A 14725-nucleotide genomic window follows, 5' to 3' on the forward strand; every position below is an offset into this window, starting at 1 on the left:
GCTCGTTCCCCGGAGGCCGGCGCCGCGCCGATCACGGGAGCTTGCAGCTGTACGCGCCGGCGAGGACGAACGCCCGCTCGCACCTGACATCCACGGTGCGCTTCGGCGTCGTGAACTCGAACGTCTGGCCGAACGGCGTCCGCTCCAGCCGGGTCATCTGCGCCCTGCACCCCTCGCCGGCGCGGCGCGGCCCCCGCGCGCCCGATCCGCCGTCCTCGCCGCACGCGACGAGCGCCGCCATCCGCTCGACCTCGGCATTGTCGGAGAAGACGTTGTAGGCCGCCGAGGCGCTGAACGCGACGCAGACGGCGAAGAGGGCGAGCTGGACGAAGCGCTTCACGCGCCGAGCTTACCCCGTCCGGGGCGCGGGGGGCTGGCCGCCGCGCGCGGCGCGATCAGAGCCGCATGCCCGAGCCGGGCAGCGGGTGCCACGGCTGGCGGCGGGTCGTGTACTGGCCCCGCACGAAGGCCCCGAGCACCGGCGCGATGTTGCGCGCGATGTCGTCGTCCCACTCGCCGCCGTTGATCCCGTCCTGCGGGGTGAGATCCGGCGAGAGCAGGAAGAAGCCGGGGTAGAGCCGCCGCGGCATCTTGATCTGATCGAGGTCCTCCTTGAAGACGTCGATGTCCACGCGCACGAGCCGCACGCTCCGGAGCGCGGTCTGCATCAGCGGATCGCCGAGCGCGCGGTCGACGCCGCGGCACGGCTCGCACGGATCGCTCGTCGTCATGACGAGGACCTTCTCGCCCTGGGCGTGCGCCTCCGCGCGCTGCTTGGCGAGCTCCTCGCTGAGGGTGGAGACGTCGACGCCGATATCGACGATGGAGAGCCCGCCGATGCGCCGGTGGGTCGTGCGCTGAGGGACGCTGCCGCCGGGCTGCGCCGCCGGAGGAGGCACGTCCGGCAGCGGCGCCGCCGGGGACGCGGTGCTCGCCGGCTCCGGCGAGGCTTCCCCCTCGCCGAGGGCGGCGGTGGTCTCGCCGCCGCTGTGCGTCGTCCACATCCACACGCCGAAGCCGATCGCCGAGCTCCAGCAGAGCGTGAGGAGGACGCCGAGCGAGAGCCCCATGCTGGCGAGCCCGTGGCCCCTGCGCGCCTCGGGGGCCCGCTCGATCTCGCGGCGCGCCGCCCAGCCGAAGGCGATCGCGGCGACGGCCCCGAGCGGCCCGAAGAGCGCCGCGACGACCGAGCTCACGGCCAGCGTCGAGAGCGGCGGTCGCCCCGGCGGGAGCGGCCGGGTGAGGTAGGGATCGTGGATGACCGGCAGCGGCGTCGAGGCGCCGCTCGGCAACGGCGCTCGGGGCGCGGCCGCGACGCGCGCCGCCTCGTCGCCGGAGGGTGCGCCGACGGGCAGCTCGCCCCCGCGGGGCAGGACGCCCGCCTGGGGCGCCGTCAGAGGCTCGTTCGCATCGCGGTTCGGCGGTGGCTGACTCGGGCCGAATGCGTGGCTCACGTCTCTTATCTTAGCGCCAGAGTCGGCGCTACGCTCGCCGTACGCACCCTCACGGCGCGCCAGGGCTCAAGGGATGCAGGCGCGCTCGAGCACCCTTAAGACTGCGCGCTTCGTGCTCACACCGGGGCTCATCGCCTCCGTCCATGCGACGCCCACGCGCTCGCCGGCGAGGGCCAGGCTGGGAGGATCCTTGACGGGAATCACCCCATCCGACACCCGGATCCCCCGGGCAGAAGGCGCTCCGTCGGCGCCCAGCTTCACGAGCAGGAGCTGCCCGTCGGCCTTGCCATCGTGGCCGACCCACGCCACGAACGCCCCGTCGCCGCTCGGCGCCATCGCGCGCCACTTGCCCTTGCCGAGCACCCAGGGCGCCCCGCGCGGCCGCGCGTCGGCGTCCAGCGCTCGGGCGAGCAAGGTGGGCCCTTCGTTCCACGCCACGAGCGCCCCGCTGCTGGTGGCCACGAGCCCGAGCCGCCGCTCCTTGTCCGGCGTTTCCTGAGTCGCGGCGGCCGAGCGGTCGCCGCTTTCAGGCTTGGCCACGACGTGGGCATTCCCTTCCCGGCCGGCCGCGTCGAACCGCGAGGCCCGGACGCTCCCGTCATCCTCCTCGTGCCACACGACGAGGTAACCGCCGGCCGCGTCCGCAGCGACCGCCGGCCAGCGCGGCTTCTTTGTGTGGCGCGTGACACCGACCGCCTTGAGCTGCGGCTGCGCCGGGTCCACCGGCGCGAACTGGAAGACGCCCAGCTGGTTGCGTTCCGCCCCGAAGGGGGCCGCAGCCACCAGGGCGCCGCCCGGAGCCGGCGCGATGGCGACGTTCTCGCTGACCTCCCTGCCGATGGCGCCGACGCGCAGGATCTCCGTCGGCGGGTTCGTCTCCCAGCGCGGCCGGGCGTAGGCGAGCCCCTCGGCGTCGAACCACGTGACCGCCCAGGCCTCCCCCGAAGAGAAGATCCGGAGCCCTGCCTCGCGGGTGTTCGAGATGGCCCGCGCCCGGGCGATCTGCCGGGCGTCGTTGTCGAAGCCGGCGAACGCGATCTGCGCGTCGCCGCCCTTGAGGTCCACGAGCCACACGGCGCCGAACGAGCCGTCGGCCCGGCCGGCCACCCCCATCCCCTCGCGCAGGATGTAGGTCGCGATGTCGCCCGACTTGACCTTGCACCCGGTGAGGGTCCCGAACGGAGCGAACTCCTGGACGCCGGACCCGCGCGGGGGCTCGACCTCGACCGTCGAGGTGGCCACGGCCGGCTCGGTCGACGCGCTCAGCGCAGGCCCAGCAGCGGGCTTGGCGTCGCTCGATCCGGACGCTGCGGCCGCAGCGCCCCCTGGCCGGGATGCGCTGCGATCGCAAGAGATGCCGCAAAAGGCAAATAAGGAGAGGGCCACTACAGTGGCTAGACAAGGATAAGAAGAGCGCCTGGTGCGAAGCAGAGGACTTGAACCTCCACGGGAGTTACCCCACTGGAACCTGAATCCAGCGCGTCTGCCAATTCCGCCAGCTTCGCGAGCGGGACGGCATCACTACCTCACCCCCTCGCGATCCGTCAAGCCCTACATCACGTCCGAAGCGATTTTCTTCCCGCGCGTTTCTTCCGGCGCGCGTTTCTTCCGGCGCGCGTTTCTTCCGGCGCGCGTTTCTTCCGGCGCGCGCCGCCCGCGGCTCCCCCCAGCAGCCCAGTCCGCCCTCCGCCCCCCCGGCTGCGCCGACCCCCTCGCCGGGCCCGCAGCGGTGCACGGCGAGAGGCGCATGTGCTAGGGGAGCGCGCTCCCATGGCGGCCATCGGCTCACCTCCCCCTCTCCTTCTCTTCGTCGGCGTCCGCGCCGTCGACCCGGCCCATCAGCTCGACGACGTTGTCGACGTCGTCGTGGAAGACGGCGTCATCACCCGCGTGGGGCGCGGCGCAGCGACCGACGATCTGCGCCGCGCCGGCCAGGCCGAGGTCGTCTCCGGCGAGGGGCTCCTGCTCCTCCCCGCCTTCGTCGATCTCCACGCCCACCTCCGCGAGCCCGGGCAGGAATACAAGGAAGACATCGCCTCCGGGCTGGCCGCCGCGGCCGCCGGCGGCTTCGCGCACGTGTGCGCGATGCCCAACACGCGGCCCGTCAACGACACCCGCTCCATCACCGAGGCCATGGTCGCCCGCGCCCGCGCGCTCTCGGGGCCCGCGCTCCACCCCATCGGCGCGATCACGATCGGCCAGAAGGGCGCCGAGCTCACCGAGATGGCCGACCTCAAGGAGGCCGGCGCCGTGGCGGTCTCCGACGACGGGCGCTGCGTCACGTCGAGCGCGGTCATGCGGCGCGCCCTCGAGTACGCGAAGACCTTCGACATGCCGGTCATCCAGCACGCCGAGGACCACGCCCTCACCGAGGGGGCGCAGATGCACGAGGGGGCGATCTCGACGCGCCTCGGCCTCCGGGGCTGGCCCCGCGTGGCGGAGGACATCATCGTCGCGCGCGACGTGCTGCTCGCCGAGGCCACCGGGGCCCGCTACCACGTGGCGCACATCTCGTCGCTCGGCGCGGTCCGCATCCTCCGCGAGGCGAAGTCCCGCGGCATCGCCGTGACCGCCGAGGTGACGCCGCACCACCTCACGCTCACCGACGCCGCCGTGCTCGGCTACGACACCGCGTGCAAGGTCAACCCGCCCCTGCGCGAGCAGGCGGACGTCGACGCGCTCCGCGAGGCGCTCGCGGACGGCACCATCGACGCCGTCGCGACCGATCACGCGCCCCACTCGACGCTCGAGAAGGACTGCGAGTTCGCCGAGGCGTCGCCCGGCCTCATCGGCCTCGAGCTCGTCGTCCCGGTCCTGCTCGACCTCGTGCGCCAGGGCGCCCTCCCCCTCGGGCGGCTCGTCGACGCGCTCACCCGCGCCCCCGCCCGCATCGCGCGGCTCGAGGCGCCCGCGATCAAGGCCGGCGCCCGCGCCGAGCTCTGCCTCGTGGACCCGAACCTGAGCTTCGTCCTCGACCCGGCGCGCCTGCGCTCGAAGAGCAAGAACACGCCGCTGCTCGGCAAGCAGCTCACCGGACGCGTCAAGATGACGCTGGCCGCCGGCCGGGTCGTCTTCGTCGACGGCGAGGGAGCAGCACGATGAGCTCGCGCAAGGTCCATTTCGTCAGCCTCGGGTGCCCCAAGAACCGCGTCGACTCCGAGGTGATGCTCGGCGTCGCCCGCGCGGCGGGCTACGCGCACGTCGACGACGCCGCCGAGGCCGAGGTGATCGTCGTCAACACCTGCGGCTTCATCGGCGAGGCGAAGAAGGAGTCGATCGACGCCATCTTCGAGATGGCGCAGCACAAGGAGCACGGCAGCTGCAAGCGGCTCGTGGTCGCCGGCTGCCTCTCGCAGCGCCACCCCGAGGAGCTCGCCCGCGAGATGCCCGAGGTCGATCACTTCCTCGGCTCGAGCGACATGCTCAAGCTCGGCCAGGTGCTCGCGGGCGACGCGGAGCGGATGCTCGTCGGCAACCCCGCCGAGTGGCTCATCCGCGCCGGCGATCCGCGCACCCTCTCGACCCCCGGCGGCAGCGCCTACGTCAAGATCGCCGAGGGCTGCAACCGCACCTGCTCGTTCTGCGTGATCCCCGACCTGCGCGGCGCGCAGCGCTCGCGGCCCATCCCGGACGTGGTGCGCGAGGTCGAGCAGCTCGCGGCGGCGGGCGTCCGCGAGATCAACCTCATCTCGCAGGACACGATCGCCTACGGCCGCGACGCCGCGGGCCGCGCGCAGGGCGGCGAGCGCGCGACGCTCGCGGAGCTCGTCCAGAAGGTCGCCGACGTGCCCGGCGTGCGCTGGGTGCGGCTCTTCTACCTCTACCCCGAGACGATGACCGACGACCTCGTCGAGCTGCTCGCCGGCCACCCGCGCGTCGTGCCCTACGTCGACATGCCGCTCCAGCACGCCGCGGACGCGATGCTGCGCAGGATGCGGCGTGGCCACGGCGGCGACCGGCTCCGGCGGGTCGTCTCCACGCTGCGCGAGCGCGTGCCCGATCTCACGTTCCGCACCGCGTTCATCGTCGGCCACCCCGGCGAGACCGACGCCGAGTTCGAGGAGCTCTGCGATTTCGTGCGCTGGGCCGAGTTCGAGCGGGTCGGGGTGTTCCGCTACTCCGACGAGGAGGCGAGCCGCAGCTACGCGCTCGAGGGCAAGGTCACCGCGCGCACGGCCGCGAGCCGCTACCGCCGCCTCATGACGCTGCAGCGCCGCATCGCGCACAAGAAGAGCGCCGCGATGATCGGCCGCGAGCTCGAGGTGCTCGTCGAGGGGACGAGCGACGAGCACGAGTACGTGCTCATGGGCCGCCACGCCGGCCAGGCGCCCGAGATCGACGGGCAGGTCTACCTGTCCGGCGGCGAGGTCCGCCCCGGCGAGATGTGCCGCGTCCGGATCACCCAGGCGAGCGACTACGACCTCGTGGGCGAGCTGCTCGACGAGGACGAGGGCCAGCGCGGCGCCGCGCTCCCCCTGCCCCCGGAGCTCGGCGCCGTCGCGGCGAAGCGGCGCGTCGCCCTGCGCGTGCTGCAAACCGATGGACGCGAGCGCCAACAGAATTGACGGCTCGACCAGCGGGGCGCGGCGCGACGGCTGAAGATCGCGCGGCGCCGCGGCGCTCACCGGCGCCCCGGGCGCGGCACGCGGTGTGCTATGAAGCCGTCCCGTGCCGATGCTCCGCCGCGCGCTTCACCTTGCTTTTGCCCTGGCGATCTCGCTGCTCGCCGGTGCGGCCTGCCTGAGCCCGACGTTGCCCCTCCCCCCGCCCGAGCCGGCCGACACGATGCGGCCGTCCGCGGACCGCGAGGGGGTGTGGCAGATCTCGGGCAACTGCGCCCCCGGGGCGCGCGTCAGCGTGTTCAACGAGCGGACCCAGCGGGGCGTGATCGAGCACGACACCGACAAGAACGGCCGGTACCACCTCGAGATCGAGGCGGCGCTCTGCGACGTCCTGCTCGTGTGGCAGGAGCTGGAGGGCAACGGAGGCGAGGAGAGCGCGGCGCAGTCGTTCGTCGTCGAGGAGCGCACCCCGCTCGGCGTCGTCAACGACGCCTGCCCCTGAAGGCCGGCGGGCGCGCGACCGCGCGCGTCGACGCAGCGCGCCGCGCCCGATGGCCGCCGTCGACGCGCGCGCGGAGCGTCGTGTAGTGTGGTGGCGTGATGGCGTCGATCTCGCCGAGCATCCCGCCGACCGCCACCCGGGTGCTGGTCGTCGATGACGAGCCGGGCCTCCGTCAGGTGCTCAGCATCGCCTTCCGCCGCCAGGGCTACGAGGTCGCGCTCGCGCCCGGCGCCGGCGCCGCCCTCGAGGCGATCCGCCAGAACCCGCAGCCGTTCCCGCTGATCCTGACCGACCTGGTGATGCCCGACGGCTCGGGGATCGAGGTGCTCGCCGCCGCGAAGGCGCGGAGCAGCGCGACCGAGGTGATCGTGATGACCGCGCACTCCACCGTGGAGAGCGCGCTCGACGCGATGCGTCGCGGCGCGTACGACTTCGTGACAAAGCCGTTCTCGCCCGCGGAGCTCATCGCGCTCGCCGCGAAGGCGCTCGAGAAGAGCTCGATCGTCGCCGAGAACCAGCGGCTGCGCGCGCAGCTCGAGCGGCTCGACCTGCCTTCGCGCGAGCCGCTCGGCACGAGCCCCGCGATGCAGCGGATCTCCGAGCTCATCGGCAAGATCGCGCCGACGCGCACGACCGTGCTGATCACGGGCGAGAGCGGGACCGGCAAGGAGCGCGTGGCCCGCGCGATCCACGAGCAGAGCGACCGCGCCGCGAAGCCGTTCCTGGTCGTCAACTGCGGGGCGCTGCCGGAGGCGCTCATGGAGAGCGAGCTGTTCGGCCACGAGAAGGGCTCGTTCACGGGCGCCGGCGCGCGCGCGCTCGGGCTGTTCCGGGAGGCGGACGGCGGGACGTTGCTCCTCGACGAGGTCGGGGAGCTGCCGGCCTCGCTGCAGGTGAAGCTCCTCCGCGTGCTCCAGGAGCGGAAGGTGCGCCCGGTCGGCGCCGCCGCGGAGATCGCGGTGGATGTCCGGGTCCTCGCCGCGACAAACCGGGATGTGGAGGTCGAGGTGCGCGAGGGGCGGTTCCGGCAGGACCTCTATTACCGGCTCAACGTCATCCGCATCGAGCTGCCGCCCCTGCGCGAGCGCCCCGGGGACGTCTCGCGGCTCGCCGAGCGCTTCCTGCGCCGCTTCGCCGCCGAGCTCGGCAAGGACGTCCGCGGCCTCACGACGGACGCGATGCGCGCGCTCGACGCCTACGGCTTCCCGGGCAACGTGCGCGAGCTCGAGAACATGATGGAGCGCGCGGTGGCGCTCGCCGGAGGGCCCTCGATCGGCCTCGGCGACCTCCCGAGCGCCGTCGCCGGCCTCAGCGCGAGCCCGGCCCCGCTGCTCGCGCAGCTGCCGCCCGGTGGGTGCATGCTCGACGAGGTGCTCGGGGAGGTCGAGCGCCGGCTCATCCTGCAGGCGCTCGAGCGCACCGGCGGCGTCCGCAAGGCCGCCGCGAAGCTGCTCGGCGTGTCGTTCCGGTCGCTGCGCTACCGGCTCGCCAAGCACGCGCTCGCCACCGACGGGGACGGCGACGACGACCTGGAGGGGGGATCCCGACGAGAATCGTCACCGCCCGGCGCCCCGCAGTGACGGTTTTCGTCACCGCGGGAAACGAACACAACCACACACACCTCGCGCAGCTCGCCCTCTCTCTCAAGGAAAACCGAGGAAACGCATGAGCTTCTCGCGGAAGTCGAAGATGGCGCAGGGCCGCTCCCTCCTTGGCACGTCGCCTGCTGGAAGGTTCGAGCGCATGCGGAGCACGCGGCGACAGCGAAACGCGGCGAGGCGAGCGTTCACGCTCGTCGAGCTCCTCGTCGTCGTGGCGATGGTGGGTATTCTCGCGGCGCTCGCCATGGTTGGCTATCGCAAGTACATGAACGCGGCGGGCGTCGCCGAGCCGAAGGCGGTCATTCAGGGGATCCGCGGCGCGCAGGAGTCCTACAAGGCCGAGATGCTCGTGTACCTGGATGTCTCGAGCTCGCTCGACAGCTGGTATCCTGCGGGGACCCTCAACGATCAGAAGCGCGCGTGGGGCAGCGCTACCCCGGACGGCAACAATTGGCGGATGCTCAACGTGTCGACGGACGGCGCGGTGCGCTTCGGGTACGCGACGAAGGCGGGCACGGGGACCAGCTACAACGTGACCCCCCACTCGGACTTCAGCTTTCACGGGTTGCCCCAGGATCCGCTGATGGATCCGCAGTTTCGACCGAACGGCCCCTGGTACGTCATCCAGGCGGCCGGCGATCGCGACTCGGATCTGAAGTATGCCTTGCTCCTGACGACATCCACGATGTCCGGGATCTACTGGGAGAACGACACGGAGTAGGGGATGGTTTGCCCCGGCGGCGCCGAGAGCGCCTGTCCGTGGGAGAGGTTTTCGCGCTGCGGGCTGGCCGGGCCCCGCACCAGGCATCTCGACGGTCCGTCTCGGCAACGAATCCAATTAAAGAAATCATCACGGAGGATCGACACTCATGCGTGCACTGAAGCGATACGACAGAAGAGGCTTCACCCTCGTCGAGCTCATGATCGTCGTCGCCATCATCGGCGTCCTCGCCGCGCTGGCGATCTTCGGGGTCCGCCGGTACCTCGCGAGCGCGAAGAGCTCGGAGGCCAAGAACACCGTGGGCGCGATCTCCCGAGGCGCGGTCGCCGCCTACGAGCGCGAGACGGCCCCTTCCGCGATCCTGGCGGCCGGCGAAACTTCGGATCCGGCGACCCGTAGCCTGTGCCAGAGCGCCAATGCGGTGCCCGCTACCGTTCCGGCGGGCAACAAGTACCAGCCGAGCGCGGCGGCAGGCGCGGACTTCGAGCAGGGCAGCGAGACCGAGGGCTGGCCGTGCCTGAGGTTCGCGATAAGTCAGCCGATCTATTTCCAGTACCACTATCTTTTGAACGATCGTGTTCCCAACCAGACCGATGCTCCTGATGCTGTTGGGGACGCCTACTTCGAGGCGGGCGCCGTCGGAAACCTCGACGCGGACACCGCCCCCGCCGTTTACAGCGTGTTCACGCGCCTGGGCTCGGTGACCAACGCGACGGGGCAGATCACCGTGGCCACGCAGGTCCACGTCGAGCGCGAGTACGAATGAGGTGAGCTCGGGCTGCCCGGCTCACGGATGAGCCGGGCAGCGCACGCGGAACGAGGCCACCGGTCATGAGGGTGTACCATGCGATACACGGCGACGTCTCGTGTGCGCGGATTCACGCTCGTCGAGCTCATGATCGTGGTGGCCATCCTCGGCGTGCTCGCCGCCCTGGCGATCACCGGGGTGCGCAGCTACCTCACGACCGCGAAGACGGCTGAAGCGAAGCAGATCGTCGGCGCCATCACCCGCAGCGCCATCAACCAGTACGAGCGCGAGCGCGACCTCTCCTTGGTGCTTCCTGCCTCGGGAACCGCCGCGGCGAACACCCACAACCTCTGCACGTCGGCCGCGCCGGTCCCCTTCGACCCCGCCGACGTCCAGGGGAAGAAGTACCAGCCGAGCGCGACCCCCGGCGTCGACTTCCTGTCGGGCTCGACGCACGAGGGCTGGCAGTGCCTCGGCTTCGCGATCACCCAGCCCATCTACTTCCGGTACTCGTACCAGGTCGGCGGCGATTACATCAGCGAGGGCCTGACGGGCGCGCAACTCCCGACCGGTCCGGAGGCGTTCGAGGCGGGAGCGCGCGCGGACCTGGACGGCGACGGCCGGCCGTGCACGCTGGTCCGCACCGGCGAGGTGCGCGACGGCGAGATCGTGACCAGCACCGTGATCTTCACGAACAACGACCCGGACTGACGCGGGCCACGGCCGTCGGTCGCGCTTGTTGGATCGTGGGGGGGTGAGGTAGACAGGAGCCCATGTCCTGGCGCTCCTGGAGCGCGCTGGAGCTCAGCGCGGCCTTCGCGGTCGGCGGCAGCGTCCTCGCCGTCGCCGTCCCCGCGTTCTTCCGAAACCTCAGCGCATCCAAGCTGAGCGAGCCGATCGAGGGGCTCGACCGGCTGGTGACCAGCGCGGTCGCCTACGCCGAGTCGCGGCCGCAGGAGATCAGCTTCCCCCCGTCCGCCCCGCTCACCCCGGCGCAGGTGCCGCGCGGCGTGCGCGCGGTCGATCCGCCGGAGTCGTGGGAGCACCTCACGTGGCGGTCGCTCGACTTCCGCGTCGAGGGGCCGCACGCGTTCGCCTTCCAGTTCACGAGCGAGCTCGACGCGTCGAAGGCCATGCGCTTCATCGCGACCGCGCACGGCGATCTCGACGGCGACGGCGCGCTCTCCACGTTCGAGGTGCGCGGCGAGCGGATCCCCGGGGAATCGGCCCGCGTGCTCCCGGGCATGTTCGTGGACCGCGAGGTGGAATGATGGGGGCTCGTCCGGCGCCCGGGTCCGCGGACCGTCCGGAAGCCCGCCCGCTCCTCTCCCGCGTCGCGCGCGCGCGCGACGCGCTGGTCACGGCCGCGCTCTCGGCCGTCGCCGCGGTCGCGATCGGGAGCGTGCGCGCGCCGGCCGCGGCGCTGGAGAAGCGCGTCGCCGAGACCTCCGACGTGTACGTCCTGCCGCCGCCGGACGAGGTGGTCACCCTCTCGCTCGGCTACCGCTCCGCGCTGGCCGATCTGCTGTGGTCCCACGTGCTCGTCTCGCAGGGGCTGCACACCATGGAGCGCCGCAGGTTCGAGAACCTGACCCTGCTGCTCGACGCCATCAACGCGCTCGACCCGACCTTTCGCGAGCCGTACCTGCTCGCCGACGCGCTCATCACGTTCCAGACGAGCACGACCCCCCACGACGAGGTCGTCAAGGCGCGCGAGATCATGGAGCGCGGGGTGCAGAACCGCCCCCTCGACGGCGAGCTCTGGCTCGTGCTCGGCCAGTTCGTTGCCTTCATCGCGCCGGCCTCGTACCTGACCGATCCCGCGGAGAAGGCGCAGTGGCGCCTCGACGGGGCCCGGATGCTCGCGCGCGCCGCGGAGCTCGGGGGCAACGACGCGAACATCAGCTGGCAGGCGCTCGGCGGCGCGGGGATCCTCGGGCGCGCCGGCGAGCGCGACGCAGAGATCCGGTTCCTCCAGCGCACCCTCGCCGTCACGGACGACGAGGAGCTGAAGCAGAAGATCCGCGCGCAGCTCGACGTGCTCCTCGGGGAGCAGGCCGCGGAGGCCTACCGCCGGCGCCTCGACGGCTTCAGCGAGATCTGGCGGCGCGATCTGCCGTTCGTCAGCAAGACGGCGATCCTCGTGCTGGGCCCCCCGCGCGACCCGGCGTACTGCGCGGGCGGCGCGCACGCCGGCGAGCCGCGGTGCGCGACGACGTGGCGCGCGTGGGCCGAGCGGGTCGAGGGCGAGCGGTGAGGCCCCTCGACGCCGCCGGGGTGCGGGCGTCGCCCCCGCGACAGCGCCGTTCGAAACGAGCTGTGTCGGGGAGGGTTCAGGCGGGGAATCGCGCGACGTGGTCGGTCTCCCCCGACGCCGGGCGGTAGCGCCTCGGCGGTCCGAGCAGCTCCGCCCGTGCGCTGGGCGCCGCGGCCCACCGCGGCGCGTCAGTCGAACCTGACGGCCGCGGTCTTGGTCTCGCCGGCCTTCACCGAGACGGTGACCGACTTCTTCCCGAGCTCCGAGTGGATGAAGGTCACCGTGTGCGACCCCGCCGGGACGCTGACGCCGACCTTGGGCGTGCTCCCCAGCGGCCGCCCGTCGAGGACCACCTTCGAGACCGGGATCGAGTTGATGTTCAGGGTCGCGTTGCCGGCGGCGGCCGCGGGCGCCGCGGCGGGCGCCTCCGCCTTCGGCGCCGCGGCGGGCGCCTCCGACTTCGGCGCCGGGGCGGCCGGCGCAGGGTCCGGCGCGGGCGCGGGCGCGGCGGCGGCGACCGGGGCGGCGGCGGCCGGCTCGGGGTTGCTCGCCTCCTCCAGCGCGATCCGGATCGTCTTCTCGGCCTGCCCGTCCTCGAACGAGATCGCCTGGGAGAAGTCCGTATACCCCTTCTTCTTCGCGACGATCTTCCAGCCCTCCGACGGATTGACATCCACCTTGACGGGCGGCTTCTTCCAGGCCGAATCCGGCAGCTTCTTCTCCGTCCCCTTGGCGCTCACCAGCTTGACCGCGGCGCCCGACGTCGCGAGATCGAGCGTGACCTGCCCCTTCAGCACCTTGAGCGCGACGGTGCCGAGGTCCTTCGTCTGGCCCTGACCCACCTCGACCGTCTGCTCCACGGGCTCGTAGCGCTCGCCGCCGTCGAAACGGATCTTGTGCTCCCCCGGAGATACGCTGACCTCCAGCGGGAGCGTGCCTTTCTCCACACCGTCGATGAAGACCTTCACGCCGGGCTGCGCGCCCGACGCCTTCACGCCGGTCGCCGTCGACCCGTTGGTCGAAGCCCGCGCCGCGGCCGCGCCGTCGAGCGTGATCACGACGACCTTCTCCTTGCCGCCCTCGACGACCTCGACGGCGTCGTGCGGCGGGAAGTCGGGGGCGAGGATCTTGACCACCTTGGAGCCTGGATCGAGCTCGCGCACGACGCAAGGCACGGTGTCGCAGCGCTTCTGGCCGTCGATGAAGATCTCGGCCCTCGCGACCGAGGTGCCGCCCGGGGCCTTCAGGTCGATGGTGAGCGCGCCCTTCTTCGGCACGAGCATGACCACCGCCAGGATGAGCACGGCGACCAGCGCGAGCCCGCCGAGGAGCACGCCCGCCTTGCCGGCGCCCTGCTGCGTCGCAGGGCGCGGGCGGATCGCCGTCGGCTCGTCGTTGCGCGACAGCGAGCGGTGGCCGATCTCCGAGGGCAGCGCCGGCGCCGGCGGGGCGCTCGGGATCGGCGGCGGCGTCGGGATCGGGGTGCGCGTCCTCGCGGCCGGCGCCGCGCCGCCGGAGCTCGCGAGCAGCGCCGCGGCCGCCTTCGGGAGCGCCGGCGAGCTCACCGTCGGCAGCGGGGTCGTCCGCCCGGGCATGCTGTCGCTGCCCGGCCGGTCATAAACGTGGGTCGACTCCTCGTCGTCGTCCCAGTCCATGTCGACCGCGGCGCCCTTGCCCGACTGAGGCTTCCCCTCGTCGGCCGCCTTCTGCGGCGGCTTCACCGACGGCACGCGCACCGGCGGCGGGACCACCGGGGGCAGCGCGCTTGTCGGCGCCGGCGGCACCGGGCTCTTCGACGGCAGGGCCGGGGCGGTGACCGGGGGCAGCACCGATTGCCGCGAGGGCGGCGCCACCACGGGCGGCAGAGAGCCCGGCTTGACCGAGGGGGGCATCGGCGGCGGCAGCGAGCCGGGGCTCGTCCCCTTCGCCGACACCGGCGGCGGCAGCGAGCCGGGGCTCGTCCCCTTCGCCGACACCGGCGGCGGCAACGAGGCCGGCTTGACCGAGGGGGGCATCGGCGGCGGCAGCGAGCCGGGGCTCGTCCCCTTCACCGGCACCGGCGGCGGCAGCGAGCCGGGACTCGCGCCCTTCGCCGACACCGGCGGCGGCGGCAGCAGCGGGGAGGCCATCCCCCCAGGGAGCGTCACCGCAGGAGCGGGCGGCGGCACCGCAGGAACGTTGGGGGGCGGCGGCACCGCGGCGCCGACGAGGGTGCGCTGGCGCGTCGGCGGCGAGGGGGGCACGAGCGCGGGGCTCGTGGCGCGCGATGACTTCTTGGCGAGCCCCTCGAAGACGTCTAGATCGCTGCCGCCCTTGTTATCGGCCATGTTCGAGAACTCCTCAGGACATGCGGCGCCGTTCGCCGCGGCTTCCGAGAAACGATCGCGCATGCGTCGCGCGATGAGCGTGATGTTGAAGAGCGGGCCCTCGTCGCGGGCGAGCTCGGAGAGCCCTGCGCGACCCTGACCCGCTGCAGCGTACCGCTGGTCCGGTGACTTCGCGAGCGCCATCGGGACGATCCCAGGCGCGGCGCCGCGGCGCGCGCGCCGCGATCTCGCGCGGATCTCGCGCGTCGCGGCCGGCGCAACGCCCCATGACGTCCGCGGCGCTCGCGACCTCGGACGAGCGCTCGCCTGCCGTCATCGTCCGGAAACAGACGCCCTGCGCGGCGTGGATCGCATGGTTCGCGTGGATCGATCGCGCGCGGCGCTCGATTGCGCGCCTCGACGCGATCGCGCGCCCGCGCTCCCGACGCGCTGTGCGCGCGACCTCCGCCAGCGAGCCCACGCCGATCCGCGCCACAAGGTCGCAAGCTGCGAAGAACGGCAAACGGTGCACCGACCCCCCGTTTCTAATCCCTCGGACCGCCGACGCACAAGC

13 protein-coding genes and 1 tRNA gene are annotated in these 14725 nt (G+C 72.7%); 9 read left to right on the forward strand and 5 right to left on the reverse strand.

Annotation, left to right across the window (positions count from 1 at the left end):
- Positions 1–31: 31 nt before the first annotated feature.
- The 4 genes from WMF26_RS25730 to WMF26_RS25745 form a co-directional block, all read right to left on the reverse strand.
- Entirely contained in the window at positions 32–340 is a 309-nt protein-coding gene (locus WMF26_RS25730) for a hypothetical protein (RefSeq protein WP_437994829.1), read from the reverse strand.
- A gap of 55 nt (positions 341–395) precedes the next feature.
- A complete protein-coding gene (locus WMF26_RS25735; RefSeq protein WP_437994830.1) occupies positions 396–1454 on the reverse strand; it encodes a DUF4190 domain-containing protein in 1059 nt (352 codons plus the stop codon).
- A 66-nt stretch (positions 1455–1520) separates the two neighbouring features.
- A complete protein-coding gene (locus WMF26_RS25740) occupies positions 1521–2696 on the reverse strand; it encodes a hypothetical protein (RefSeq protein ID WP_437994831.1) in 1176 nt (391 codons plus the stop codon).
- A 176-nt stretch (positions 2697–2872) separates the two neighbouring features.
- A tRNA-Leu gene (locus tag WMF26_RS25745) sits at positions 2873–2959 on the reverse strand.
- A 265-nt stretch (positions 2960–3224) separates the two neighbouring features.
- Between WMF26_RS25745 and WMF26_RS25750 the strand changes: the two genes are divergently transcribed.
- From WMF26_RS25750 to WMF26_RS25790, 9 genes are all read left to right on the forward strand, one after another.
- Entirely contained in the window at positions 3225–4556 is a 1332-nt protein-coding gene (locus WMF26_RS25750; protein WP_437994832.1) for a dihydroorotase, read from the forward strand.
- Positions 4553–6019 carry a 30S ribosomal protein S12 methylthiotransferase RimO gene (rimO, locus tag WMF26_RS25755; RefSeq protein ID WP_437994833.1) on the forward strand — a complete coding sequence of 489 codons (1467 nt, stop codon included), beginning with the start codon at positions 4553–4555 and terminating at the stop codon, positions 6017–6019. The genes WMF26_RS25750 and rimO overlap by 4 nt, the downstream gene beginning before the upstream one ends.
- Before the next feature lie 109 nt (positions 6020–6128).
- Positions 6129–6518 (forward strand): hypothetical protein, encoded by a 390-nt coding sequence (locus WMF26_RS25760; RefSeq protein WP_438002445.1) that lies wholly within the window; start codon positions 6129–6131, stop codon positions 6516–6518.
- Between the two features lie 98 nt (positions 6519–6616).
- Positions 6617–8098 carry a sigma-54-dependent transcriptional regulator gene (locus WMF26_RS25765; protein ID WP_437948854.1) on the forward strand — a complete coding sequence of 494 codons (1482 nt, stop codon included), beginning with the start codon at positions 6617–6619 and terminating at the stop codon, positions 8096–8098.
- 85 nt (positions 8099–8183) lie between these two features.
- Complete coding sequence (locus WMF26_RS25770; RefSeq protein ID WP_437994834.1) at positions 8184–8840, forward strand: type IV pilin protein; 657 nt, start codon at positions 8184–8186, stop codon at positions 8838–8840.
- A gap of 148 nt (positions 8841–8988) precedes the next feature.
- On the forward strand, positions 8989–9606 hold the full coding sequence (locus WMF26_RS25775) for a type IV pilin protein (RefSeq protein ID WP_437994835.1): 618 nt from the start codon (positions 8989–8991) through the stop codon (positions 9604–9606).
- A gap of 102 nt (positions 9607–9708) precedes the next feature.
- A complete protein-coding gene (locus tag WMF26_RS25780) occupies positions 9709–10299 on the forward strand; it encodes a type IV pilin protein (RefSeq protein WP_437994836.1) in 591 nt (196 codons plus the stop codon).
- A gap of 62 nt (positions 10300–10361) precedes the next feature.
- The gene (locus WMF26_RS25785; RefSeq protein ID WP_437322304.1) at positions 10362–10859 is read left to right on the forward strand and encodes a hypothetical protein; all 498 of its coding nucleotides are present in this window, start codon (positions 10362–10364) and stop codon (positions 10857–10859) included.
- Positions 10859–11845, forward strand: coding sequence for a hypothetical protein (locus WMF26_RS25790; RefSeq protein ID WP_437994837.1), 987 nt, complete (start codon positions 10859–10861; stop codon positions 11843–11845). The genes WMF26_RS25785 and WMF26_RS25790 overlap by 1 nt, the downstream gene beginning before the upstream one ends.
- 188 nt (positions 11846–12033) lie before the next feature.
- Here WMF26_RS25790 and WMF26_RS25795 read toward each other — a convergent pair whose 3' ends face one another.
- Positions 12034–14355, reverse strand: a complete 2322-nt coding sequence (locus tag WMF26_RS25795; RefSeq protein ID WP_437994838.1) for a PEGA domain-containing protein — start codon at positions 14353–14355, stop codon at positions 12034–12036.
- Positions 14356–14725: the final 370 nt, after the last annotated feature.

This window comes from Sorangium sp. So ce185 (genome assembly GCF_051526825.1).
In the GTDB taxonomy this organism is placed as follows: domain Bacteria; phylum Myxococcota_A; class Polyangia; order Polyangiales; family Polyangiaceae; genus Sorangium; species Sorangium cellulosum_D.